At 72.7% G+C, this 22,912-nt stretch carries 24 protein-coding genes; 7 read left to right on the top strand and 17 right to left on the bottom strand.

The window, feature by feature from the left end; translation table 11 throughout:
- Positions 1 to 47: 47 nt before the first annotated feature.
- A complete protein-coding gene (locus ACFY2A_RS01460) occupies positions 48 to 959 on the top strand; it encodes a phytoene/squalene synthase family protein (RefSeq protein WP_387167007.1) in 912 nt (303 codons plus the stop codon).
- A complete protein-coding gene (locus ACFY2A_RS01455; RefSeq protein ID WP_387167004.1) occupies positions 956 to 2,278 on the top strand; it encodes a cryptochrome/photolyase family protein in 1,323 nt (440 codons plus the stop codon). Before ACFY2A_RS01460 ends, ACFY2A_RS01455 begins: the two co-directional genes overlap by 4 nt.
- Here the strand turns inward: ACFY2A_RS01455 and ACFY2A_RS01450 are convergent.
- Positions 2,275 to 3,087, bottom strand: coding sequence for a hypothetical protein (locus ACFY2A_RS01450; RefSeq protein WP_363921398.1), 813 nt, complete (start codon positions 3,085 to 3,087; stop codon positions 2,275 to 2,277). The genes ACFY2A_RS01455 and ACFY2A_RS01450 overlap by 4 nt on opposite strands.
- 128 nt (positions 3,088 to 3,215) lie before the next feature.
- Here ACFY2A_RS01450 and ACFY2A_RS01445 point away from each other — a divergent pair, with 128 nt between their 5' ends.
- Entirely contained in the window at positions 3,216 to 4,694 is a 1,479-nt protein-coding gene (locus tag ACFY2A_RS01445; protein WP_387167001.1) for a dihydrolipoyl dehydrogenase family protein, read from the top strand.
- Positions 4,695 to 4,869: 175 nt separating this feature from the next.
- Here ACFY2A_RS01445 and ACFY2A_RS01440 read toward each other — a convergent pair whose 3' ends face one another.
- Positions 4,870 to 5,634 carry a crotonase/enoyl-CoA hydratase family protein gene (locus tag ACFY2A_RS01440; RefSeq protein ID WP_387166998.1) on the bottom strand — a complete coding sequence of 255 codons (765 nt, stop codon included), beginning with the start codon at positions 5,632 to 5,634 and terminating at the stop codon, positions 4,870 to 4,872.
- A gap of 86 nt (positions 5,635 to 5,720) precedes the next feature.
- Here ACFY2A_RS01440 and ACFY2A_RS01435 point away from each other — a divergent pair, with 86 nt between their 5' ends.
- Positions 5,721 to 6,572: a Rieske 2Fe-2S domain-containing protein gene (locus tag ACFY2A_RS01435; RefSeq protein ID WP_387166995.1), complete on the top strand. Its 852-nt coding sequence runs from the start codon at positions 5,721 to 5,723 to the stop codon at positions 6,570 to 6,572.
- A gap of 108 nt (positions 6,573 to 6,680) precedes the next feature.
- Here the strand turns inward: ACFY2A_RS01435 and ACFY2A_RS01430 are convergent, their stop codons facing one another.
- The 12 genes from ACFY2A_RS01430 to ACFY2A_RS01375 form a co-directional block, all read right to left on the bottom strand.
- Positions 6,681 to 7,943 (bottom strand): LysM peptidoglycan-binding domain-containing protein, encoded by a 1,263-nt coding sequence (locus ACFY2A_RS01430; RefSeq protein WP_387166993.1) that lies wholly within the window; start codon positions 7,941 to 7,943, stop codon positions 6,681 to 6,683.
- Between the two features lie 14 nt (positions 7,944 to 7,957).
- Positions 7,958 to 8,383 carry a pilus assembly protein TadG-related protein gene (locus ACFY2A_RS01425; RefSeq protein ID WP_387166990.1) on the bottom strand — a complete coding sequence of 142 codons (426 nt, stop codon included), beginning with the start codon at positions 8,381 to 8,383 and terminating at the stop codon, positions 7,958 to 7,960.
- Positions 8,380 to 8,844, bottom strand: coding sequence for a TadE/TadG family type IV pilus assembly protein (locus tag ACFY2A_RS01420; protein WP_387166987.1), 465 nt, complete (start codon positions 8,842 to 8,844; stop codon positions 8,380 to 8,382). Before ACFY2A_RS01420 ends, ACFY2A_RS01425 begins: the two co-directional genes overlap by 4 nt.
- Positions 8,829 to 9,272 carry a TadE/TadG family type IV pilus assembly protein gene (locus ACFY2A_RS01415; RefSeq protein ID WP_387166983.1) on the bottom strand — a complete coding sequence of 148 codons (444 nt, stop codon included), beginning with the start codon at positions 9,270 to 9,272 and terminating at the stop codon, positions 8,829 to 8,831. The genes ACFY2A_RS01420 and ACFY2A_RS01415 overlap by 16 nt, the downstream gene beginning before the upstream one ends.
- A gap of 3 nt (positions 9,273 to 9,275) precedes the next feature.
- Positions 9,276 to 9,479, bottom strand: coding sequence for a hypothetical protein (locus tag ACFY2A_RS01410; RefSeq protein ID WP_363921414.1), 204 nt, complete (start codon positions 9,477 to 9,479; stop codon positions 9,276 to 9,278).
- 25 nt (positions 9,480 to 9,504) lie between these two features.
- On the bottom strand, positions 9,505 to 10,368 hold the full coding sequence (locus ACFY2A_RS01405; RefSeq protein WP_387166979.1) for a type II secretion system F family protein: 864 nt from the start codon (positions 10,366 to 10,368) through the stop codon (positions 9,505 to 9,507).
- The gene (locus ACFY2A_RS01400; protein ID WP_387166976.1) at positions 10,365 to 11,267 is read right to left on the bottom strand and encodes a type II secretion system F family protein; all 903 of its coding nucleotides are present in this window, start codon (positions 11,265 to 11,267) and stop codon (positions 10,365 to 10,367) included. Before ACFY2A_RS01400 ends, ACFY2A_RS01405 begins: the two co-directional genes overlap by 4 nt.
- A 4-nt stretch (positions 11,268 to 11,271) precedes the next feature.
- On the bottom strand, positions 11,272 to 12,804 hold the full coding sequence (locus ACFY2A_RS01395) for a CpaF family protein (protein WP_387166973.1): 1,533 nt from the start codon (positions 12,802 to 12,804) through the stop codon (positions 11,272 to 11,274).
- Entirely contained in the window at positions 12,794 to 13,594 is an 801-nt protein-coding gene (locus tag ACFY2A_RS01390) for a ParA family protein (protein ID WP_387166970.1), read from the bottom strand. Before ACFY2A_RS01390 ends, ACFY2A_RS01395 begins: the two co-directional genes overlap by 11 nt.
- A gap of 2 nt (positions 13,595 to 13,596) precedes the next feature.
- The gene (locus ACFY2A_RS01385; protein WP_363921425.1) at positions 13,597 to 14,259 is read right to left on the bottom strand and encodes an SAF domain-containing protein; all 663 of its coding nucleotides are present in this window, start codon (positions 14,257 to 14,259) and stop codon (positions 13,597 to 13,599) included.
- A 58-nt stretch (positions 14,260 to 14,317) separates the two neighbouring features.
- Positions 14,318 to 15,190 (bottom strand): hypothetical protein, encoded by an 873-nt coding sequence (locus ACFY2A_RS01380; RefSeq protein WP_387167496.1) that lies wholly within the window; start codon positions 15,188 to 15,190, stop codon positions 14,318 to 14,320.
- 107 nt (positions 15,191 to 15,297) lie between these two features.
- Positions 15,298 to 15,867, bottom strand: coding sequence for a hypothetical protein (locus ACFY2A_RS01375; protein ID WP_387166966.1), 570 nt, complete (start codon positions 15,865 to 15,867; stop codon positions 15,298 to 15,300).
- A 690-nt stretch (positions 15,868 to 16,557) separates the two neighbouring features.
- On the opposite strand from ACFY2A_RS01375, the gene ACFY2A_RS01370 reads away from it, so the two are divergent.
- The gene (locus ACFY2A_RS01370) at positions 16,558 to 17,256 is read left to right on the top strand and encodes a prepilin peptidase (RefSeq protein WP_387167493.1); all 699 of its coding nucleotides are present in this window, start codon (positions 16,558 to 16,560) and stop codon (positions 17,254 to 17,256) included.
- Positions 17,257 to 17,334: 78 nt separating this feature from the next.
- Complete coding sequence (locus tag ACFY2A_RS01365) at positions 17,335 to 19,707, top strand: glycoside hydrolase family 65 protein (RefSeq protein WP_387166964.1); 2,373 nt, start codon at positions 17,335 to 17,337, stop codon at positions 19,705 to 19,707.
- An 11-nt stretch (positions 19,708 to 19,718) separates the two neighbouring features.
- Here the strand turns inward: ACFY2A_RS01365 and ACFY2A_RS01360 are convergent, their stop codons facing one another.
- Both ACFY2A_RS01360 and ACFY2A_RS01355 read right to left on the bottom strand, forming a co-directional pair.
- Positions 19,719 to 20,204, bottom strand: coding sequence for a hypothetical protein (locus ACFY2A_RS01360; RefSeq protein WP_387166961.1), 486 nt, complete (start codon positions 20,202 to 20,204; stop codon positions 19,719 to 19,721).
- A gap of 147 nt (positions 20,205 to 20,351) precedes the next feature.
- Positions 20,352 to 21,065: a DUF4386 domain-containing protein gene (locus ACFY2A_RS01355; RefSeq protein WP_387166957.1), complete on the bottom strand. Its 714-nt coding sequence runs from the start codon at positions 21,063 to 21,065 to the stop codon at positions 20,352 to 20,354.
- Between the two features lie 95 nt (positions 21,066 to 21,160).
- On the opposite strand from ACFY2A_RS01355, the gene ACFY2A_RS01350 reads away from it, so the two are divergent.
- Positions 21,161 to 21,880, top strand: a complete 720-nt coding sequence (locus ACFY2A_RS01350; protein ID WP_387166954.1) for a TetR/AcrR family transcriptional regulator — start codon at positions 21,161 to 21,163, stop codon at positions 21,878 to 21,880.
- On the opposite strand, the gene ACFY2A_RS01345 is transcribed toward ACFY2A_RS01350, so the two are convergent.
- On the bottom strand, positions 21,801 to 22,784 hold the full coding sequence (locus tag ACFY2A_RS01345) for an AraC family transcriptional regulator (protein ID WP_387166951.1): 984 nt from the start codon (positions 22,782 to 22,784) through the stop codon (positions 21,801 to 21,803). The genes ACFY2A_RS01350 and ACFY2A_RS01345 overlap by 80 nt on opposite strands.
- Positions 22,785 to 22,912: the final 128 nt, after the last annotated feature.

Raw genomic sequence — 22,912 nt, 5'->3', positions numbered from 1 at the left:
GGGTCTCAAGTTGCGTCGATTGGTGCGTCGAATCAGAGGAGGGGCCGGTGGACCTGGATCTCGCCGCTGCCTACGACAGATGTCGTGAGCTGCACAGACGTCACGGCCGCACCTACTATCTCGCCACCAGGCTGTTGCCCGCATGGAAACGACGGCATGTGCACGCTTTATATGGGTTTACCCGCTACGCCGACGAGATCGTCGATCAGACCGACGCCCTACCCCCGGCCGAGCGCGCGGCCCGGTTGGACGACTGGGGTGGACGGTTCGTCGCCGGGCTGCACGGTGCGCCGGTGAGCGACCCGCTGCTGCCCGCGGTGCTGCACACCATTGCCGTGTTCGACCTCGAGCGGGAGGACTTCGCCTCGTTCCTCAAGAGCATGGCGATGGATCTGACCGTCACCGCCTACCGCACCTACGAGCACCTGCTGGACTACATGGAGGGATCGGCGGCGGTCATCGGCACGATGATGCTGCCCATCCTGGGCAGCTCCGATCCGGCGGCGGCCCGCGAGCCCGCCCGGCAGCTCGGCTTCGCGTTCCAGCTGACCAACTTCATCCGGGACGTCGGTGAGGACCTGGCCCGGGGGCGGACGTACCTGCCCGACGAGGACCTGGCCGCTTTCGGCGTGACCCGGGAGGACCTGTTCGCCTGTCACGCCGCCGGGCGGGCCAGCGGGCCGGTGCGCGAACTGATCCGGTACGAGGTGACCCGCGCCCAGGCGCACTACCTCGCCGCCGCGCCGGGTGTGGTTCTGCTCGACGGCGCCTCGCAGTCCTGCATCCGTACCGCCTACCTGCTCTACGGCGGGATCCTCGACGAGGTGGCCGCCCAGGACTACGACGTCTTCGCCCGCCGGGCCACGGTGCCGCAGCGGCGCCGGCTGGGGGTGGCGACCCGCGCCCTGCTGACCCCGGCCGGCAGCCCGGTCGCCGTGCCCGGACCGCCGGTGCGGTGAGCGGGCGTACCGCCGTCGTGTTGTTCACCCGCGACCTGCGGGTGCACGACCACCCGGCACTGGCGACCAGCTGCGCCGCCTTCGACCGCGTGGTGCCGCTGTACGTGCTGGACCCCGCGCTCGCGGAACGGTCGCCGAACCGCACCCGCTTCCTGCACCAGAGCCTCGCCGCGCTCCGCGAGGCGCTGCGCGCGCTCGGCGGTGACCTGGCGCTGCGGCACGGCGATCCGGTGGCCGAGACCATCCGGTTGGCCGGCGAGGTGGGCGCCGAGGGTGTCGCGCTCTCCGCCGACGTCTCCCGGTACGCGGCCCGCCGGGCGCGACGCCTGCGTGCCGAGTGCGACCGGCACCGGCTGCATCTGAGGTTCTTCCCCGGCCTGACGGTGGTCGAACCGGCAGAACTGACCCCCGGCGGCGGTGACCAATACCGGGTGTTCAGTCCGTACCACCGGGCCTGGAGCGCGCGACCGTGGCGGGAGGAACTGTCGGCACCGGCGACCGTGAGGTTGCCGGCGGGCGTGCCGGTCGGGCGTCTCCCGGGGCTGCCGCCGGGAGAGTCGCCGGACGTGGTGACCGGCGGGGAGGACGAGGCACGGCGTCGGCTGGCGCGGTGGCTGCCCGACGTCGCGCGCTACGGCGACCGCCACGACGACATGGCCGGCGACGCCACCTCCCGGCTCAGTCCCTACCTGCGCTTCGGCTGCCTGTCTCCGCTGACCGTGGCCAACGCGATCGACGACCGGCAGTCCCCGTTCGTCCGTCAACTCTGCTGGCGCGACTTCTACCACCAGGTGACCGCCGCCTTTCCCGACCTGCCCCGCAAGGCTTACCGCCGCCGGGCGACCGAGCACTGGCGCTACGACGAGCAGGCCCTCACCGCCTGGGCCGAGGGGCGCACCGGCCTGCCGGTCGTGGACGCCGGCATGCGTCAGTTGCGGGCGCAGGGTTGGCTGCACAACTGGGCCCGGCTGATCACCGCCGGCTACCTCACCAAGACGCTCGGGCTGGACTGGCGGGACGGGCAGGCGGTCTACTTCCGGTGGCTGCTCGACGGCGACATCGCCGACAACTCGGGCAACTGGCAGTGGGTCGCCGGCACCGGCAACGACACCAGGCCGTACCGCGGGTTCAATCCGGTCCGTCAGGCCGAGCGGTACGACCCCGACGGCGCATACGTGCGGCGGTGGGTGCCCGAGCTGGCGGCGGTGGCCGGCGCGGCGGTGCACCAGCCGTGGCGACTACCGGACGCGCTGCGCCGCGCGCTCGACTACCCGCCGCCGCTGGAGCCCCCCGGTGACCCTCCGGTCTGGCTGCGCTAGTCGGCCCAGACCGTCACCTTCAGCAGGAGCCCGCCGTTGCCGACGCTGTTGACCGCCTGTACCCAGCCTGGGCGACCCTCCGACGTGGTGAAGCACTTCTGCTGGTTGCCGCCGCCGATGTAGGTGCTCGTGGCACCGTCCCGGCCGGCCTCTCGGTAGGTGCGGCAGCGGTTGCGGGCCCCCTGCTCCGGCCCCGCGTTGCTGTCGTCGTGGAGCTGACTGTGCCGGGCGCTGCCGTAGAGCACGTACCCCCAGTCCAGGTAGAGATCAACAGTGGCGTCCTGGACGTACCTGCGTTCGGCCCGACCGTCGTCCAGGTCGACTCCGGTCTGCTTGTCAAGTTGCACCACGTCGCTGAAGACGGCGGTGCCGGCCTCATCGACGACCGGCTCGGCGGAATCTCCGGTGCGTGGGCCGGACGTCGGGTCACTGGAGGGGGGCCGGCTGGCCGTGGTCGGGGACACGTCGTCCGGCGCGGCACCGGCGGGCGTGTCGGCCGGTGGTTCGTCGCCACCTCCCGTCAGTGCCAGCAGGGCGCCACCCCCGCCGAGAAGCAGCAGGACGGTGAGGCTCACCGCCGCCGCGCGCCAGCGCCGCTGCCGCAGCCGGTACGCCAGCAGGCCGGCGAGAGCAAGGGCGCCGAGCGCGACCCACAATGCCCAGAGCGGGTCGGCGCGGAGTGCCTGCACCACGCCGACGAGCCCGGCGGCGGCGGTGAAAATGTCGGCGGTCAGGCTGGCGAGATCCCGGGAACGGGCCGGTGCCTCGGGGGGACGCCCCGTCGGACCGTCGGACGCTTCGTGCTCCACAAGCCAGGGATATTACTTTCGGTCACTTTTCGATCGCATCCCAGCAGGCCGACAGGTCGGGTCCGGTATCCGTCAGAGGACGGCGTGGTCGGGTGGCCGGGGGCGGGTCGGTGCGCAATGCTGGCGGCATGGCGGAGCCGGAACTGGTAGACGTGGTGGTGCTCGGGCTCGGAGTCGGCGGGGAGGAGGTGGCCGGTCGGCTCGCGGAGGCCGGGCTCACCGTGGTCGGCGTCGAACGCAACCTGGTCGGCGGGGAGTGCCCGTACTGGGGGTGCGTTCCGAGCAAGATGATGATCCGGGCGGCGAACGCGGTCGCCGAGGCCCGCCGGGTCGACGGCCTCGGTGGTGCCGCACAGGTCGCTCCGGACTGGGCGCCGGTGGCGAAGCGGATCCGCGAGGAGGCCACCGACGACTGGAACGACCGGGTGGCGGTGCAGCGGCTCACCGGCAAGGGCGGGCGCTTCGTACGCGGTAGTGGCCGGATCGACGGTCCGGGTCGGGTACGGGTCGGTGACCAGGTCTTCCAGGCACGCCACGGCATCGTGCTGGGTACCGGTACCCGACCGTCGGTGCCGCCGGTGGACGGGCTGGCGGATGCCCCGTACTGGACCAACCGCGAGGCGATCGAGGTCGAGGAACTGCCGGGGTCGCTGCTGGTGCTGGGCGGTGGGGCGATCGGGCTGGAACTGGCTCAGGTGTTCGCCCGCTTCGGCGTACGGGTCACCGTGGTCGAGGCGCTCGACCGGGTACTGGCCGTCGAGGAGCCGGAGTCGTCCGAGGCGGCGGCCGCCGCGTTGCGGGCCGACGGGGTGGAGATCCACACCGGCGTCAAGGCCGCTCGGGTCGAGCACGGCGCCACCGGCTTCACCCTGCGCGGCACCGGAGGCGAGGAGTTCACCGCCGAGCGGTTGCTGGTGGTGACCGGTCGCCGTGCCCACCTGGACGAGCTTGGGCTGGACACGGTCGGCGTCGACGCGAGTGGGCGGTACCTGCCGGTGGACGACCGGCTGCACGTCACCGAGGGGATCTGGGCGGTCGGCGACGTCACCGGCGAGGGTGCCTTCACCCACGTCGCCATGTATCAGGCGTCCATCGTGGTCGCCGATGTGCTCGACCACGTGCGGAGGTCGCAGGGCGGCGCGGACCCGAGCGGTACGGCAAGCGTGGTCGGTGGCGCGGTCGGCGTGGCCAGTTCGTTGGCCGCCACCGGATCGAGCGGTTCGGCGGGATCGGTGCCCCGCGCCGACTACCGGGCGCTGCCCCGGGTCACCTTCACCGATCCGGAGATCGGTGCGGTCGGCCTCACCGAGCAGCAGGCGCGCGAACGCGGAATCAACGTGCAGGTCGGCTTCACCCGGCTGTCGTCGTCCACCCGGGGCTGGATCCACGGCACCGACGAGTTCGGCTTCATCAAGCTCGTCGCTGACGCCGACCAGGGGGTGTTGATCGGGGCCACCTCGGCCGGTCCGGCCGGCGGCGAGGTGCTGTCCGGTCTGGTGGTGGCCGTGCACGCGGCCGTTCCGCTGAGTCAGCTCCGGCACATGATCTACGCCTACCCGACCTTCCACCGGGCGATCTCCGACGCGCTACGCAACCTCGGACAGTGACCCGACGAGGCACACGCGGCAGAAGGCTGTTCTAGCTCCGGCCGCGGCGCCCACCCTCCTCAACCTCCCGCGATCTTGCACTTCTCGTCCCTGCATAACGGGCATATGTCGCATAGCGGCGACCGAAAGTGCAAGATCGCGGGAGTGGAGCGGGGCGGGGCGGGGCGGGGCGGGGTCAGGGGGTGGGGGTGCCGTGGCGGCCGGCGCCGGCGGTGAAGCGGGCGGCGCCGGCCGCCGCGTCGGTGGCCAGGGAGTGCAGGCCGTAGGTCAGCTCGGTGGTTAGGGCCTGGGGCTCCGGTTGGGCGGCGGCGGCCAGGACTGAGGCGCGGTCGTTGCGCAGGCAGGTCTGTGGATGGCGGGCGATCTCGGCGGCCAGTTGCTCGGCCGCCGCCCGGGACTCACCCGGCTCGACCACGCGGTTGACCAACCCCATCGCGTACGCCTCGTCGGCCGGCACCGCGCGCCCGGTGAGAATCAGGTCCATGGCCCGGCTCTCGCCGATCAGCCGGGGCAGCCGGACTGTCCCGCCGTCGATCAGCGGCACTCCCCACCGTCGGCAGAAGATCCCCAGTACCGCGTCCGACTCGGCGACCCGCAGGTCGCACCAGAGCGCCAGTTCCAGCCCGCCGGCCACCGCGTACCCGGAGATCGCGGCGATCACCGGCTTGCCGAGGAGCATCCGGGTCGGGCCCATCGGACCGTCGCCGTCCGACTCGACCCGGTTGCCGCTCGGCGTACCGATCGCCTTCAGGTCGGCACCCGCGCAGAACGTGCCCCCGGCCCCCCAGAGCACCGCCACCGCCGCCGTCGGATCCGCGTCGAAGGCCCGGAACGCGTCAGCGAGCGCCCGGGCGGTCGGCCCGTCGACCGCGTTGCGGGCCGCCGGCCGGTCCAGGATCACCGTGGTCACCGGCCCGTCCCGTTCCACCCGTACCGTCATCCCGTCAGCATGCCCCGGCGTCGCCCGGCTGGCTATTCGTCCCCGGCGACCGGTTTGCGGCGGCGTACGACGGGAAGTCGTTACTCGTGCGAGCGTTGTTGACGAAAATCGAGCAAGCCTCCGGCCTCGACCGGTTCGGTGACCGGTTGCAGCAGACCGTGCAGGGCGTGCTGCGCCCACAGCGGGTCCGCGACCTGTTGCACGGGGTCTGGCTGGGCCACCCGCTGCACCCGGCGATGGTGCAGTTGCCGGTCGGCTCGTGGATCAGCGCGGCCGTGCTGGACCTGATGCCCGGTCAGCGGAGGGCGGCGACCGCGTTGACCGCGGTCGGCACGCTTAGCGCCGTGCCGGCGGCGGTCGCCGGTCTCAACGACTGGGCCGGGCTCTCCCGTGACCAGCGTCGGGTCGGCCTGGTGCACGCTGCGTCGAACTCCGTCGGGCTGGCGCTGTACGGCGCCTCACTGGCCGCGCGTCTGTCCGGCCGGCACGGACTCGGGCGCACCCTCGGCTGGCTGGGCCTCAGCGCCGCCGGTGCGGGGGCGTACCTCGGCGGACACCTGGCGTACAAGCAGGGTGCCCAGGTGAACGTGAGCGTCTCCGACCTGCATCTGATCAGCGACGGCTGGCACCCGGTGGCGGAGATGACCAGCCTGCCGCAGCGGGAACTCGTCACCCGCAAGGTCGACGACGTTTCGGTGATCCTCTACCGGCACGGCGACGACGTGACAGTCATGTTGGAGCGCTGCCCGCATCAGAGCGGCCCGCTCGGCGAGGGCGAGGTACGCGAGATCGACGGGCACGCGTGCGTGGTGTGCCCGTGGCACGGCAGCACCTTCCGACTCAACGGCGGCGAGGTGGTGCACGGCCCGTCCCCGAACGACCAGCAGGTCCTGCCGACCCGGATCGTCGACGGCCGCTTGGAGGCCCGGCTGCCCTGACCAGGGAAGCCCGACTCGCTGGATCTGTGGCAGTAGCGGTGGTCCACTGTCGGCGTGTCGGCTACTTCCACTGCCACACATCACGAACGTGGGGTGCCGAACTGGGGGTCAGTCCTTGCGGTGTCGGCCTGCGGGTAGTTCGCGAGGAACAGCGGCGGGCGGGTGGTGGCGGGTGCCGGCGCGGGACATGGCCGGCCGGCGGCGCAGGCCGAGCACCGCACCGATCTGCGCGCCGACGATGCTGGCCACGGCCAGTACGGCGGAGACGGCGAGTGGACGGTTCACCCGGTCGGGTTCGCCGGCCCGGGCCGCACCCACCGTCACCACCGGGGGGTGACCATCCGGCGTCTCACCCTGCGACGGCTCCGGTTGCCGTGCGTCGGGACTGGCCGGCGCGGTCGTGGCCGACCCCGGGCGCTCGGTCGGGTCACCGGGCCGGTCCACCGCCTCACCGGGCCGGTCCACCGAGTCGCCCGGCTTGGCCGGTGCCGGGCGGGTCTGCTCGGTGCGCTCCGGACCGGGGGCGGGGCGGGGCTTCGGTGCGACAAGCCGGCCCGTGGCGTGTGGCCGGGAACCCTGGTCGTGTGCCTCCTCGGGAAGCTTGATGAGTTGGCCGGGGCGGATCCGGTCCGGGTCACGCAGCTTGTTGAGCGCGGCCAACCGGTGGTAGTCGTCGAAGTCGTCGAGGTACCGGTCGGCGACCCCGCCCAGGTAGTCGCCCTTGGCGACCCGGTAGACGGGCGCTGCCGCCGAGGCGCCGGCCCCGTCGGCCCACGCGCCTGCCGCCCCCGAGCCGCCTGCCGCCTTCGAGTCGGCTGCCGCTGAGCTGGCCGCCGATTCGGTTGCCGAAGTCGTGGCTGCCAACCCGGGGGCCGCCGGTGCCGCGATCGAGTGAGCCGGAGCGAACGCCACGGCGGCCGCCGGACCTCCGCCGTACGCCGAGCCTCCGTACGTCGAGGCGCCGTACGCCGTGGTGGCGGCGGTGGCGGCGGGGCTGGCGGCGAGGATCAGCGCGACCGACCCGACCAGCGCGGCGGCGGCCCGCTGCTGCCGGCCCATGCCGGGCAGCCGGGGAGCGGGCCGGTCGAACGCCTGCGCGCCCAGCTCCACGAGCACCGAGAGGGCGAAGGTGGCCCAGCCGAACCAACCGGCGATGGCCAGCGCCCGTAGGAAGAGTTGCCCGTCGTCGCGGCTGGTCAGCGTGGTGCCGATCTCCGCGAGTGTGGGTACGTGGTCGGGGAGCGGGTTGCCGGCGAAGGCCAGCAGCGCGATCGGCCCGCCGACCAGCAGACCGATCAGCACGACCAGCGCACCGAAACCGGTAAGCACCCGACCGACCCGCCGTACGGCGGTGCCACCCGATGCGGCCATGGCTACCTTCCTTCCTAGGGAGCCCCGGTCAGCGCCCGCGCGGTCGCCTCACCGGAGACGGTGACGGTGTTGGAGAAGCCGAACAGGCCGAGGGCCGCCCGGTCGTAGGTGACCTCGACGCGTACCCGGATCAGGGTTTCGCCGTCGACCACCGGGAAGGTCACGGTGTAATCGCTGGCCCCGGCGGTGGTGAGGTAGTTCCGGACGGCGCGGCGGGCCTCGCGTCGGTTGATCCGCTTGGGTCCGCCCTCGATGGCGGTCGCCCGGTCGATGGCCTGGCCGCCCGCGCGGGCCGCCTCGGCGGCCAGGTTCTCGGCACGTTGCAGCGTCCGGAGCTGACCCGCGCCGTCGAACGCCATGCCGATGATGGCCAGTACCCCGATCATGGCCACGGCAAGGAAGATGCTCACCCGACCGGTGTCGCCACGCCCGGCCGTCATCCCCGGCTCCGGTAGCGGTCCAGCGGCGAGGTGAACGAGGCGGTGATCCGTTGTCCGTCCGGCATCGTCAGCGCCGGCAGGTTGATGTCGGCGTAGGAGACGGTGCAGGCGATCTCGACGGTGACCGTGGCGTTCTGCCCGAGTTCGCTGGCGAAGGCGCGCCGGAAGGTGGTGGACCGTCCGTGTACCGAGCCGCGGAAGGTCACCTGAGGGGCCCCCGAACAGGACACCCCCCGCCAGTCGAGCTGGCGGCGGGCCGCCTCCCGGGCCTCCCGACGGGCGGTGGCGGCGTCCCGGGAGATCGACGCCGCCCGGGCCGCGTCATGCGCGGCGGCTTCCAGCGCCGCGCTGGCCACCGCGGTACGCCCGGCGACCCCGCCCAGCACCATCATCGCCACGAAGGCCGGCGCCAGTACCGCCACCTCGATCGAGACGGAACCTCGGCTCATGGCTCGGTCCATCGTTCCACCGTCCCGTGTGCCGTCTGCCGGACGGCGAAGCTGACGCCCGGCACCACCGACAGGGCCCTACCGCTCACCGTGCAGGTCACGTCGGTGTCCGTGGCGACGCAGCTCGGCCCCGGCTCGTCCCAGTCGACCAGCCAGTCCCCGGCGGCCTGGAGGAACTCGGCCGCACGGTCCTCTCCGGCCCCCGCCGGGGCGTCGTAGAGCCGTGCCGCGTTGACTCCGCTCTGGGCGGCGTTGAGCGCGGTCGACCGGGCGACGAACACGACGGCGACCTGGATCGAGGCGAACAGCATCACCAGGATCGCCGGCAGGGCCACCGCCAGCTCGACCGGATTGCCGCCCCGCTCGGCGTCTCCGGGCAGCAGTCGGTGCCGGGTGGCGGCGACCACCCGGCACCAGCCGGCGGTGAGGCGACGGAACATCGATCAGGTGTCCGACGGGTCCTGGTGGGTCGGGATGTTGTCCATCCAGTCGTTTGCCGCGCCGAGGGCGGCGGCGGTCACCGCCATCGCCACGGCCACCAGGCCAAAGATGATCACTGCGGTCGGCACCGGGCTGTCGCCACGGTCGCCGCGCAGTTCGGCCAGCCGCGCCCGTAGCGCGACGTGCAGGTAGGTGATTACGGACATCGGTGCTCCTTCACTCGGGGTCGGCCTAGAGGCGGGCCAGAAACGGGTAGATGGCGAAGCCGAGCAGGACGAAGACCAGCAGCGCGCCGGGGATGTCGAGCCGGCTGGTCACCCCCTCGGCCCGGGCCAGGTTGTCGGTGCGGATCTGGTCGCGCAGCGAGTCGGCCCGGCTGCGCAGGGTCTCGTGCACCTGAGCGCCCTCACTGCCGGAGGAACGCATGATGGCGCCGACGTCGCCCAACTCCGGGATGCCGATCCGGTCGGCGAGATCGCGTAGCTCGTCCCAGGGTGAGTGCATCTGCATCTGGGCCATCCGCAGCGCCTCGGAGATCCGGTCGAAGACCCAGCCCTCGCAGATCGCGGCGGCCCGCTCCAGCGACTGCACCGGCCCGTGCGCCGCGGACAACTGCAACGCGACCAGGTCGAGATAGGTGCAGACCGCCTGACGGAACTCGTCCCGCGCGGCGTCGGCCTTGGTCAGCACCGACCGGTGCGCCACCAGCGCGCAGAGCAGCGCCAGGCCGAGGCTGCCCAGGACCGGTACGGCCAGCGGCAGCGAGACGCCGACGGTGAAGAGGGTGACGCTGAGCAGCGCCGGGGCGGAGAGTCCGATCAGGGCGGACAACAGCAGGGAGAGGGCGTACTGCTCGGGAGTGCGGTCGAGCAGGGCCAGTTGCCGGTGTGGGGGTCGCAGCCAGCGGGCCATCCCGGTGAGCCAGTCCAGCCGCCGGTCAACGGGGCCGGTGCGGGTGGCTCCCGGCGGCTGGTGCAGCCGGCGCAGCGCCGGGCCGAGCGCGGGAGTCGCCGGCACCAGCTCGCGGACCACCAGGAACACGCCAAGCCCGAGGGTGGCACCGGCCACCACCGCGAGAGTGAGATGCAGGTTCACGCCACCACCTCGCCGGGGTCGGGGGCCGGCAGGAAACGGGCCGGTCGGGGCGGCTGGCTCATCGAGCGCACCCAGGCCAGCAGCGCCACGAAGGCGGCACCGAGCACCGCCATCACCACCTGCCCGAACGGGGTGTCGTACGGCTGGACGTACTCGCGGTTGAGCAGCCCGTACGCGATGGTGGCCAGCGTCATCCCGGTGAGGAAGCGGACCGCGAACCGGGGCTGGGTGCGCTTGGCCTCGATCTCCCGGCGGGTCGCGACCTCCGCGGCGGCGGCCGAGGCGATCGAGCCGAGCACGTCGCCGAGGCGCTCACCCCGGTCGGTGAGGTGCAGGATCAGCGCGGCGACGACCTGGTCGCAGACCGGGTCGCCGATCTCGTCGGCGAAGGCCAGCAGGGCGGAACGGGCCAGCCAACCGGCCTGGAGCCGGGCGGCGAGCAGGCGCACCTCCTCCTGGATCTCCTCCGGCGCGGTGGTGACCGTACCGATGATCGCCTGCTGGAGCCCCTGCCCGGTGGCGGAGACGTCCTTGAGCCGGCGGGTCCACTCGCCGACCGCCTCGATGCGGGCGATGGCCCGCTGCTCGGCCCGGCCGACCGAGAACAGCCACGGGGTGCCCGGCACCGCCACCGCCACCAGCAGGCCCACCACGGGCAGGCCGGTCAGCAGGAAGGCCAGCGCACCGGCGACCACCGCGCCGATCAGCAGCGCCTGGTGCGCCCGCTGCTCCCGGGCCGTGGCGCCGGAGCCGCGCCAGAGTCGCCCGAGCCCCGGGCCCGCCCCGGGTGCCCGACCGGGCGGCCGGCGGGTGCCGACGAGCGCGACGACCGCCAGCACCAGGCCGGCCACGCAGGCCGCACCCGAGACCAGTGCGATCAGCTCGATGTTCGTACGCACGGTCTCACCGCCGACCGAGTCGGGTCTGCCGGGGCCGACGCCAGGCACCCTGGCCGGCCTCGATCCAGCGGCTCAGCAACCGGGCGTCGTAGCCCACCCGCAGCAGCTGATCCCGGATCCGTTCCGGCAGGTGCCGGGGGACCGCCCGGCCGTCGGGGCCGGGGCCGAAGATCTGCGTGGTGGTGATCCGGCTGCTCTCACCGACGCCCAGAACCTCCTCGACGTGCGAGACGAAGCGGTGCTTGCGCCCGCCGATGCCGGTCTCGTCGTCGACGGTGACGTAGACGACCAGGTCGAGCGCGTTGCCTGCCATCCGGCGGGCCTGGTCGACGGTCATCTCGCGGCCGTGGGCGAGCGCCAACTCGATGATCCGCTCGCTCACCCCGGCCGGCGTACGCGCGTGGATCGTGCACATCGACCCCCGGCTGGTGGTCATCGCCTGGAGCATCGGCACGATCTCCCGGGACCGCACCTCGCCGACGATGATCCGCAGCACGCCCATCCGCAGCGAGACCGGGATGAGGTCGGCGATGCTCACCTCGCCGGCCGGTCGACCGTCCGGCCCGCGCTCGCCGTGCCCCTCCCGGGCCTCGAAGCTCATCACCGCCCGGTGCCGATCGCCGCGGCGGGCCGGTAGCAGCTCCCGACTCTCCTCCAGCAGCACGTACGGCTCGTCCGGCGGGATCTCGCTCATCATCGCCCGGATCACGGTTGTCTTTCCGGCGCCGGCCAGCCCGGCGACCATGATGTTCAACCCGGCCCGCATCGACGCCCGGAGGAAGTCGCGCAGCAGCGGGTCGATCATCTCGTCCAGGTCGCCCCGGCCGCCGGCCAGGTCGTCCAGGGTCACGTCGAGGGTGTTGTGCTTGCGGATCACCGCGTACGGGCGGTGGCTGACCAGGAACACCGCGGCCAGTCGGCTGCCGTCGGGCAGTTGCAGGTCCAGGGTGGGTTTCGAGGTGGACAGGGAGCGTTCCGTCGCGCCGGCCCGGCGGGCCGCGGCCTGAAGGATCTCCACCAGCTCGTCGTCGCTGTCGGCGATCGGGTCGGACCAGTCGACCCCGCCGCCGTGTCGGGTGATGCGCACCTGGTCGCAGCCGAGGATGTGCACCTCCTCGATGGTGTCGTCGACCAGCAGGGTCTGGAGTCGACCGAGGCCGGCCAGTTCGGCGGTCACCTGGTCGAGCAGCAGCCGTTCCTCGCCCGCGGCCATCGGCGTGCCGGCGCGGCGCACCGCGTCGGCGTACTCGGCGACCAGCTCGACCGCGAGCCGGGCGCGCTCGGTGTCCTCCTCGGCGACGCTGAACTCGCGGCCACGCTGCCACCGGGTGAGCCGCTCGCTGAGCTGCCGGCGAAGCTCGCGCACCACCTGAAAATCCACCCGCGGCCGGGGCGGCGGCGCCGCTGGCGGCGCTGCGACAGGCACCGACCCGTTCGGCGGTTGGTGCCAACCGTTGACCGGGGGCAGCGGCGGGGCGGTGGAGGTGGCGCCCGGTGGTTGCCGGCGCGGGTCGGACGAGACCGGTTCAAATCGCATCCGGCACTCCCTGGGAGACGGGCCACGCCAGCCGGGCCCGCCGCCGTTCCAGCAGCGCGCCGATCGGCACCTCCAGCTCGCGGGCCGCCCGCAACAGCGGTCGGGTGGCCCGCACGGTCCCGCCCAGGCTCAACACCTCGGCGGTACGCGGATCGTGCGGCAGCCGGGCGATCACCGGCAGCTGAAGGGCCTTGCTGACCTCGCTTCTGCCGTGGCCGCCGCCGATCAGCAGCAGGCGCAGGGTGCCCGACGGCACCCGATGCTCGGCGAAGTCCCGTTCGATGGACCGGAGCATGGCCCGGGTACCGGACAGGTCGGGCAGCTGCGCCCGACTTACCACCAGCACCACCGAGGCGGCGCGCAGCAGCGGCCAAGGCGGACCGAGGACGTGCAACCGGCCACAGTCGACAAGCACGTCGTACGGTGGGTCGCCGCGTTCCAGCCCGGTGAAGAAGTCCGCGAACCGCTGCCAGAGCGGGGTGACGCTGCCGGCCTGGGCCGGGTCGACCACTCCCGGCAGCAGCAGCCGTTCCCGGCGCGGCGCGTCCAGGTCGACCAACTGCGACCAGAAGGCGCTCTCCAGGCTGCCGTCCCGCAGCTCGCCGACGGCCAGCTCGCCGATGCCGCGCGGCCCGTCGAGCGCGCCACCGAGATAGCCGGCGAGGACGGAGCCGCCGGCCGGGTCGCACTCGGCGAGGATCAGCCGCCGGTGCCAGCTCAACGCACAGGCCAGCGCGGTGGTGGTGACCCCCGGCGAACCCTTGGCCGAGACCAGCGCGATGATCGCCATGCTCAGGCCGCCTTGGTCAGTACGACCGCGATCCGATCCTGGGCGGCCAGTGCCACCACGGCCGGCACGTCCCGGACAGCGAGCGCCAGGTAGACGACCACCTCGTCCCGCCCGTCGGTGGAGACGGCGTCGGTGACGGTCGCGGTGAACCGGGTGGCACCGGACGACGAACCTCCGCCGCTGTCGTTGCTCGGCGTGCTGACCAGCAGAATCTGGTCCCCGGGGCGGAGCTTCGGCGCCGGCACCTGGGCCGCGCGCAGCCCGAGAGCGAGCTGCTGCTGACCGGGGCCGAGCAGTGGATCGTCGGTGAGCTGGGCCATCGTCAGCAGGGAACCCGGGGCCAGCGAGACGGCGGCGCGCATCCCGATCACGTCGGCGAGCCGGGAGGCGGGCACCGGTTCGAGTCCCTGACCGCCGGCCACCTGCACCGACACCAGGTCGTCGGCGCGTACCACGCTGCCCACCTCGACCGCCCGGGCCACCGCCAGGTAGCTGCCGGTCGCCCGGACCGAGGTCACCGCGAACGCCGAACCCAGGCCGCCGAGGGCGATCAGCAGGACGGCGAGGCCGAGCAGCCCGGGCCGGACCCGGCGTTGGCGGACCACCCGGGGAGGGGCGACCGGCGCGTCCACCGGAGTGCTTCCGTCGCGGGTCGCCACGCTCATCGGGTCACACCTTTCGTTCGCGACTGTGGGGCTCGCAGGATCGGCTCACTCCTCGCGCTCATCGGGTCACCACCTGTAGCTCGTTGATCTGGATGCCGACCGGGCCGGTGGTGCGGGTGACACCGCCGATGCTCCCGCTGTCGCCTCCGCTGCTGGTCCACGTCACCGACCAGTACGTGGTCGCCCGGACCGTGTACGTCCCGGCCTCGGGATAGCCGCTGTCGTAGCCGCAGTCGGGGGAGGGCTGACCGGCGTACGACCCCCGACGGTCGTACGGGGTGCCGGGGCCGGTGCAGGTGACCTCGTCGCCGTTGCCCATGTCCCAGACCACCCGGTCGACCTCAGCCAGGATGGTCACGGTCAGGCCGCGGTCCGTGGCGTCGGCGCTCAACGGGCCGAACTGGTTGGCGCCCCGTTCGGCCCACATCCAGACCGGCAGACCCACCAGCCCGGGGCCGACGGACTTGCGGGGTGCGACCGCCGCCCGGGGCGCGAGCAGGGTGATCGACGCGAACGCCCGACGGGCCAGCTCCTCCGGGTCCGGCGGCGCGCCGAAGCCCTGCGGTGGCGCGTCCAGCAGCACCGTCCGCTGGTCACCGACCGCCCCGCCGTAGCAGGTGCGCACGTACCACTGCTGACCCTCTGGCGCCTCCGGCTGCGGCTCGGCCAGCTTGTAGTAGCAGCCGTCGCCGCTGTTGAACCAGCCGAGCACGTCGTCGTAGCAGGGGATGGTGCGGCCCTCCCACTGGCAGACGCCTCCGCCGCCCCCGCCGCCGTTGTCGCCGCCGCTGCCGTTGTCCCCACCGTTGCCGCCGCCACCGGGGGTGCCCGGGTCGTCGTCCCAGACGTTGCAGTTCGGTTGGGCCGGCGGGCATTCGGCACCGGGGTCGGCGGCGGTCGCCGGAACCGCGCCGGTGCTCGCCAGCAGCATGGCCAGCGCCCCGCCGAGCAGCGCCCGCCGGAAGGCGGCGGTACGTGCGACCGGCCGGCGTCGGTGGCCGGCCTGCCGCTCGTGGCCGCGACTGGCGCTGCGCCCGGTCAGCACGGCTGGTCCTGGTGCGCCGCGCCGGTGCTGATCCGCCAGCGACCGTCGGGATAACGGGTCGCCGTGGCGGTGGCCAGGTGGCGGGAGCCGCGGGTGCCCGGTACGACCTTGTCGTCGGCGACGTAGATCAGCCGGTAGTTGCTGGCGTCGACGCAGTCCTGGATCTCCACTGTGGGGGGTGTGGCGGCCAGGTCCATCGAGATGACGGTGGGTCCTTCGGAGCGCAGCGTGCCGGCGCTTACCGCGCCGTTCTGGCGGGCCTGCCGCAGGCTGAACCGGACCCTGGTCAGCAGCGGGTCAGCGAGGAACCGGGTCAGCGCCGGCTCCTGTGGATCGCTGCGCCGGCTCGCCGTGCGGGACGCCGCGAGGTAGCCGGAGTAGGCCGCCAGCGCCGCCTTTTCCGCAGCAGCCTCCTCGGCGGCCTGCTCGGCGCCGGCTGGTCTGTTCCGGTCGGGTGTCGCGGTGGTGGACGCCTCCTGGGTGCTGCCGCAGGCGGTGCTCGTGCCGACCGTGGCCACCGCGACCAGGCCGGCCGTCCAGCGGCTCAGCTGCCGTGCTCGCACCTCGTGCCCTCCTCGGTGCCGACCGGCGGACGCCGTCCCCAGCGTCTCCGGGCGTGCGGCGGCGCGACCGGACGAATCGCTCCGGCCCTGTTCCGTGCGCAGCCGCATTTACTGTTATGGATCTCCTACGAAATGCACTCGCCTGGCTGCTCGTTGGTGTTGGACGTGGGTTGCGTCACATCCAAGGGGCGAGCATAGGCTGACGCCGGCCGATGCAACAGAGGCAATTCATTCGAACACTCTGAGTTATGAATGGTGGTGACGCCGCATGGTTACCGGAAGGTTGCCGGCGTTGATCGACCCGGCGTGTGGCTCGGGCAGGTGTGGGCGGCGAGGCGGGCGATCCCACCGTTGGGCGGGTGCCCGACAGGCCGGTCGCAATGAGGCGGGAAATGGCAATCGGTCCGATCCGTCCCCAGTGAAAATGGTGCCAATAGGCCGCCGATTGCCGCCGATGGGAATTCCATCCGCCCGTTACGGGCATTCGATCCGACGCTCGGACGGCGGGACGACAGGCGGCGTCGGGTATTCGGACCGCCACCCGAACCGACCGGACACACTACCCTCCGTGATGGGGTGGCCCGCGTGACCCGGCAACCTGCTCCGCCGGCACCGTCGGACCGAGCGGCCGAGCGGACTGATCCACCGTCCGGGCACACCACTCGGTCGTGGCCGCACGCCTCGGCGGTACTGTCGATCACCCCGCTGCTCCGGTACGCCGTCGCTCGGCACGCCGTACCCTCGGGGACCGTCCGCCGGACCGGCTGCGACGCCTGCGGCGCGCCGATCGGCCCGCACCGCCCCTGGCCGGCGCTCGGCCCGACCGCCCGCTGCGGCGGCTGCGGTTCCCGGGTCGGTGCTCCGCCGGCCACCGTCGAACTGGCCGCCCTGGCAGCCGCGGTCGCGCTGCTGCTGAGCCGCCCACCCGCCGTCGAGTTGGCCACCGCCGGGTGGTGGTTGGCCTTCGCGGTGCCGTTGCTCTTCATCGACGTTGCGGTGCACCGGCTGCCGGACCGGCTGACCTGGCCGGCCACCGCCGGCACCTGGCTGTTGCTCGGGCTGGCCGCGCTGACCGGTGCCGGCCCGACACCATGGCTGCGCGCCGTCGCCGCCGGGCTCGGGTTGGCACTCTTCTTCGCCACCACCACCCTGCTGCTCGGTGCGCGGGGCTTCGGCATCGGCGACGCCAAGCTCGCGCTGAGCGCGGGCACCCTCCTGGGCTGGTACGGCTGGAGTGTGCCGGTGCTCGGTCTGCTGCTCGCGCTGACCCTGTCCGGGCTGGTCGCTCTGGGCCTGCTGGTCAGCCGCCGGGCCCGCTGGTCGAGTCACCTGCCGTTCGGGCCCTACCTGGTGCTCGGCACGCTCGGCGCGTTGCTGTTGGTGTGGTGAACGACGCTGCTGGTGTGGTGAACCGGCCGGTGGGGAATTGTCAGCCCGCAGGGACCGTCGGAGAGTCCTGGAGGCACTGTGCACCCCACCCCTGACCAGCAGACGGACGAGCCGCAGCCCGACGAGCGGTGGCGGATCCGGCGGACCCGGGACGACCTGGACCGGCTCGGCGAGACCGAGTCGGTCTTCGCGTTGAGCAACGGATGGCTGGGCTGGCGCGGCACCCTCGACGAGGGCGAGCCGGTCGACATGCCGGGCAGCTACCTCAACGGGCTGCACGAACGCCGTGAGCTGACCTACCCCGAGGACGGGTACGCCTTCCCGCAGCTCAGTGACACCGTGATCAGCCCGCCGAACGCCACGCTGGTACGGCTCTGGGTCGGTGACGAACCGCTGGACCTGCGCACCGGCACGGTGCTCGCCCACGAGCAGGTGCTCGACCTGCGCGCCGGGGTCATCGAACGGTTCACCGAGTGGATCTCGCCGGCCGGCGATGGGGTGCGGGTACGCAGCACCCGGCTGGTGTCGCTGTCCCGCCGCCGGGTCGCCGCCGTCGACTGGACGGTGGAACCCCTGGACGGGCCGGTCGACCTGCGGATCTGTGCGGACCTGCTGGCCAACGAGCATGTCCCCGAGCGAGCCGACGACCCCCGGGCCGCCTCGCTGATCTCGGACCCGCTGACCGCCGAACTGCACCGCGTCGACAGTGCCGACGCGCTGCTGGTGCACCGGACCGAGCACAGCGAGCAGCGGGTCGCCGTCGCGGTCGCACACCGATCAGCGGCACCGGAACACGTCACCACCGACGCCGACGCCACCCCGGATCGGATCCGGTTGACCCTCACCGGGCCGCTGCGACCCGGCGAGCGGGTGCGGCTGACCAAGTACGCGGCGTACGAGTGGGCACCCGTCGCCGATTCGTCCGCCGCGGAACTGGCGGCACAGGTGACGGCCGAGGCGGACGCGACGCGTACGGTCGGCTTCGACGACCTGCGCACCGAACAGCGGACCGCCCTGGACGACGCCTGGCGTACCGCCGACGTGCTGCTCGACGGCGACGACGAGTTGCAGCTGGCGATCCGGTTCGCCATGTTCCACCTGATCCAGGCGGGCCGCTCCGACGGCGACCGGACCATCCCCGCCAAGGGGCTGACCGGCAACGGCTACGACGGGCACGTGCTCTGGGACACCGAGGGATACGTGCTGCCGGTGCTTACCTACCTCGCGCCGGCCGTGGCCCGGTCGGCGCTGCGCTGGCGGCACGCGCACCTGCCGCAGGCGTTCGACCGCGCGGCGGAACTGCGGCTCACCGGTGCCACCTTCCCCTGGCGGACCATCAGCGGCCGGGAGTGCTCCGGCTACTGGCCGGCCGGCACCGCCGGGCTGCACGTCAACGCCGACATCGCCGACGCGGTCCTGCGCTACGTCGCGGCCACCGGCGACGATGACTTCCTGACCGGCCCCGGGCTGGACCTGCTGGTGGCCACCGCCCGGTTGTGGCACGGCTTCGGGCACTTCACCGACGACGGCAGCTTCCACATCGTCGGTGTCACCGGGCCGGACGAGTACGCCGCGCTTGTCGACGACAACCTGTTCACCAACCTGATGGCGCGGCGGAACCTGCGCGGCGCGGCCGACGCCGTCGAGCGGCACCCGGAGGCGGCCGCCAGGTTGGGCGTGGACCCGTCCGAGGTGACCGGTTGGCGGGCCGCCGCCGAGGCGATGGCCATGCCGTACGACCCCAAGCGCGGGGTGCACCAGCAGGCCGCCGGGTTCACCGACCGGCCGGAGTGGAACTTCGCCGACACCGGCGACTATCCGCTGCTGCTGCACTATCCCTACCTGGAGCTGTACCGGCACCAGGTGGTCAAGCAGGCCGACCTGGTGCTGGCGATGCTGCGCTGCCCGGGCGAGTTCACCGCCGAGGAGAAGGCCGCCAACTTCGCCTACTACGAGGCCCGGACGGTCCGGGACTCGTCGCTGTCCGCCGCCCCGCAGGGGGTGCTCGCCGCCGAGCTGGGCCACCTCGACCTGGCGTACGACCTGTTCGCCGAGTCGGTGCTCCAGGACCTGGAGGATCTCGGCGACAAGACGGGCGACGGGCTGCACCTGGCCTCGCTGGGCGGGGCCTGGCTAACGTTGGTGCAGGGCTTCGGCGGCCTGCGCGACGACCGGGAACTGTTGTCGTTCGACCCGAGGCTGCCCGACCGGATCGACCGGCTCGCGTTCAGCCTGCTCTGGCACGGCCACCGGCTGCACGTCACGCTTACCGCCGACGAGGCCCGCTACGAGCTGCCGGACGCCGACGCCGATGCCGCGATGGAGCTGTGGCACCACGGTGAGCGCCTGCGGGTGACCGCCGACCGGCCGACCACCCGCCCTATGCCTCCGCTACCCGACCCCGGCCACGAACCACCCTCACCACCCGGCCGCCGCCCCGCCCGCCGGTGACCCGGCGGGTGTCAGTGGACCGGCTCACCCTGGTCGCCGAGGACCGGGCCGCCGGACATCCGCTGCTGGACGGCCGCCAGGTCCTCGAAGGCGTACGCCCAGTTGTGGCACTTGAAGCTGCGCAGCCCCTCGATCGGCGACCGGCAGTCGGCGCAGCGTACGCCGGGGATGGCGGCGGGCAGACCGGTGTTGACGTAGCGGCGGTCGCCGAGGATCACCGTCGCGATCATCATCGGGTCGTGCACGCCCTTCAGAGCCGAGGCGACGATGTCGTACCAGGTGATCCGGCGACCGCACTTCGGGCAGTCCGGCTGGTCGCCGCTGACCCACAGGGGCGCGCCGATGGTCCGGGGCGGCATGTTGAGCAGCTTCTCGATCCGCCGTACGTCGGACTCCGGCGTGGTCCAGCGGTGGCGGCCGGGCAGCGCGGCGGGCGAGTCGTAGACGGCTTGGAACAGGGCGGGGTCGACCTCGACGGTCTCGCGTTCGCTTGTCATCGGCGTCCCTCCCGGACTTCTCGGCGCCCCCACCGTGGTCACCGGCGGGTGGCGGGCACAACCGGATCAACGACACGGCGGGACGACCGGCCCCGGTTCGGGCGTACCCGAATGAGGGCACGACCCGAACCGGGGCCGGCCGAGCGGTCAGGCGGGTGAGGCGGCGAGCGGCGCGGTCGGCGTCGTTCGCGGGGCCTCGGTGAGCGCCCGCTTCCGGACGCCGAAGATGACCAGGTAGCCGAGAATCCAGAGTTCGCCCACGGTGGCGGGGACCACCAGCAGATCGGCGGCGATCCCGGCGCCGGGGGCGAGGTACCTGACGAAGGTCATCAGCACGTAGCCGACACCACCGGTGACGAGGATCCAGCCGAGGACCCGGGGCAGCCAACCCGAACGCAGCACGCACCAGCCCATCGGCATCAGCCAGAGGCCGAAGAAGAGCCCGCCCACCGCCCACAGGTTCTCGCTGACGAGGTACAGCAACTGGACCGTGTCGGCGGCTCCGCCGGCTCCGTCGGTGGCCACCCCGAGCGCGGTCCCGAGCATGGCGGCGCTGCCGAGGATGGCGACGGCGTTGACGATGCCGAAGGCGGCGATGCTGCCGGCGGCGGTGCTGTCGATGGCGCGGAACAGCCGGTAGAACCAGACGGCGGCAAGCGTCTGGGTGAGCACGACGAGCAGTTCGAATGTCACCCCGATACGCGCCAACGACTCGTTGGCGACCAGGTTGGCGAGGGTCGCGTCGGCGTCGCCGGCCTCGAAGATCATGGGTCGGATGGTGAGGAAGCCCAGTGCGCCCGCGATGCCGAGCCCGAGGTAGAAAAGCCCGGTCGTCCGGGCGGTGCGGATCAGTGGATGCATGGTGGCTCCTTCGGTTGCGGCAGCTGTGACGACGAGATCAGCCTTACGTCGTAAGGCAACCATACGTTGTAAGGTCAAGGGAAAATGGGAGCCGCATGGGAGCGAGAAAACGCCGGGAGCCGCTGAGCCGTGACCGGGCGCTGGTCGCCGCTATCGCGCTTGTGGACGCGGAGGGGATGGCGGCGCTGACGATGCGCCGGCTCGCCGCCGACCTCGGCGTCGAGGCGATGTCGCTCTACCACCACCTGCCCGGCAAGGAAGGGCTGCTCGACGGCCTCGTCGATGCCGTGGTCGCCGAGATCGTCACGGCCGCCGACCGGGCCGAGACGGAGGCGGCCGGCGGAAACTGGCGTACCCGGCTACGGCTGCGTTTCCTCGCCGCGCGTACGGTCATGCTGCGGCACCCGTGGGCGCCCGCCCTGCTCAGCTCCCGCCCGACCATTCCCGGCGGGGTGTACGGCTATTACGAAGGCATCCTCGCCATCCTGGTCGACGGCGGCTTCTCGTACCGGATCGCCCACCGGGCGCTGCACGCGTTCGGCAGCCTGGCCCTCGGCTTCGCCCAGGAGGTCTTCCAGCCCGGCGCGGGAGAGGAGGTCGACGCCGCCGCCGCGGAGGCGGAGCTGGCCGAACTGGCCGCACAGCTGCCCCACCTGGCGGCGATGGTGGCCGCCGAGCTGCACGGCGCCACCGACCCCACCCTGGGCTGGTGTGACAGTCAGACCGAGTTCGAGTTCACCCTCGATCTGCTCTTCGACGGTCTGGAGCAGGCTCGCGGCGCAGCCGGCCCGGCGGCACCCCGTACGCCCGCTTGAAGGCACGACAGAACGCCGCCTCCGACTGGTAGCCGAACCGCCGCGCCACCACCGGCAGCGGTTCGTCGGTGCGGCCGAGATGATCGTGGGCGAGTTGCAGTCGCCACGCGGCCACGTACCGCATGACGGGTTCGCCGACCAGCGCGGTGAAGCGTGCGGCGAACGCCGACCGGGACATGCCCGCCTCCCGGGCCAGGTCGGTCACGCTCCAGTCCCGCTCGGGCGTGCGGTGCAGCGCGGTGAGTGCCTGCCCGATCTGGGGGTCGCGCAGCGCCGCCAGCCAGCCCTGGCGCGCCTCGGGTGCGGCGTCCAACCAGGCTCGGATCGTCTGGATGACCAGGACGTCCGCCAGCCGGGTGAGCATCGTCTCGCCGCCCGGACGCAACGCCTGCGCCTCCCTGGCCACGAACCGGAGCGTGCTGTGCAGCCACCCCGTCTCGTCGTCGAACCGGTCCAGGTGCAGCACGGTCGGCAGTTGGGCGACCATCCGTTGCGCCGCGACGTGGTCCAGCCGCAGCACCGCGTACGTGACCTGGGTCAGCTCGCCGCCACCGCCGTACCGCATGATCTCGTAACGCTCGCTGAGACGCTGCACCGGAATCGAGAAGAGTGGCTCGGTCGACGCCTGCGGGTCACTGCGGAAGCGGTGCGGGATGCCGTGCGGGATCAGCGTCAGACTGCCCGGCCCGACCAGGCGCGGCTCGACGCCGTCCGCCTCGAGCCAGCACTGCCCGGCCGTGACCACCTGCAATGTCATGCAGCCGGGCAGGGCCGGCACCGCCACCCCCCACGGTGCGGTCAGCTCGGCGCGGCAGTACAGCGTGCCGGTGAGCCGGAGGAGATGCAGTGTCTCGCCGAGCGGGTCACTGGGTGCCGCGACCTCGCAGGCCGGTGTCGTCCACATCGCTCAAGGCTCCCGCAGATGTGCTGATCGTCCAAGAAGCTGGACGCTGGGCAAAGAAGCGCGGCAGAACGATCATTGTTCGCCCATCAGTTCCCGATCAGGCTGGGGTGGCAACGGAAGCAAACTTC

Origin of the sequence: Micromonospora sp. NPDC000442, assembly GCF_042898635.1 — a bacterium.
Lineage (GTDB): Bacteria > Actinomycetota > Actinomycetes > Mycobacteriales > Micromonosporaceae > Micromonospora.
This window is presented reverse-complemented; position numbering and strand designations above follow the sequence as displayed.

Coding starts and splice junctions, on each gene's coding strand:
- ACFY2A_RS01445 (WP_387167001.1), top strand. CDS start 3,216: ATGGCGGAGCCGGAACTGGTAGACGTGGTGGTGCTCGGGCTCGGAGTC.
- ACFY2A_RS01440 (WP_387166998.1), bottom strand. CDS start 5,634: ATGACGGTACGGGTGGAACGGGACGGGCCGGTGACCACGGTGATCCTG.
- ACFY2A_RS01430 (WP_387166993.1), bottom strand. CDS start 7,943: ATGGCCGCATCGGGTGGCACCGCCGTACGGCGGGTCGGTCGGGTGCTT.
- ACFY2A_RS01425 (WP_387166990.1), bottom strand. CDS start 8,383: ATGACGGCCGGGCGTGGCGACACCGGTCGGGTGAGCATCTTCCTTGCC.
- ACFY2A_RS01420 (WP_387166987.1), bottom strand. CDS start 8,844: ATGGACCGAGCCATGAGCCGAGGTTCCGTCTCGATCGAGGTGGCGGTA.
- ACFY2A_RS01415 (WP_387166983.1), bottom strand. CDS start 9,272: ATGTTCCGTCGCCTCACCGCCGGCTGGTGCCGGGTGGTCGCCGCCACC.
- ACFY2A_RS01410 (WP_363921414.1), bottom strand. CDS start 9,479: ATGTCCGTAATCACCTACCTGCACGTCGCGCTACGGGCGCGGCTGGCC.
- ACFY2A_RS01395 (WP_387166973.1), bottom strand. CDS start 12,804: ATGCGATTTGAACCGGTCTCGTCCGACCCGCGCCGGCAACCACCGGGC.
- ACFY2A_RS01390 (WP_387166970.1), bottom strand. CDS start 13,594: ATGGCGATCATCGCGCTGGTCTCGGCCAAGGGTTCGCCGGGGGTCACC.
- ACFY2A_RS01385 (WP_363921425.1), bottom strand. CDS start 14,259: ATGAGCGTGGCGACCCGCGACGGAAGCACTCCGGTGGACGCGCCGGTC.
- ACFY2A_RS01380 (WP_387167496.1), bottom strand. CDS start 15,190: ATGCTGCTGGCGAGCACCGGCGCGGTTCCGGCGACCGCCGCCGACCCC.
- ACFY2A_RS01360 (WP_387166961.1), bottom strand. CDS start 20,204: ATGACAAGCGAACGCGAGACCGTCGAGGTCGACCCCGCCCTGTTCCAA.
- ACFY2A_RS01355 (WP_387166957.1), bottom strand. CDS start 21,065: ATGCATCCACTGATCCGCACCGCCCGGACGACCGGGCTTTTCTACCTC.
- ACFY2A_RS01350 (WP_387166954.1), top strand. CDS start 21,161: ATGGGAGCGAGAAAACGCCGGGAGCCGCTGAGCCGTGACCGGGCGCTG.
- ACFY2A_RS01345 (WP_387166951.1), bottom strand. CDS start 22,784: ATGTGGACGACACCGGCCTGCGAGGTCGCGGCACCCAGTGACCCGCTC.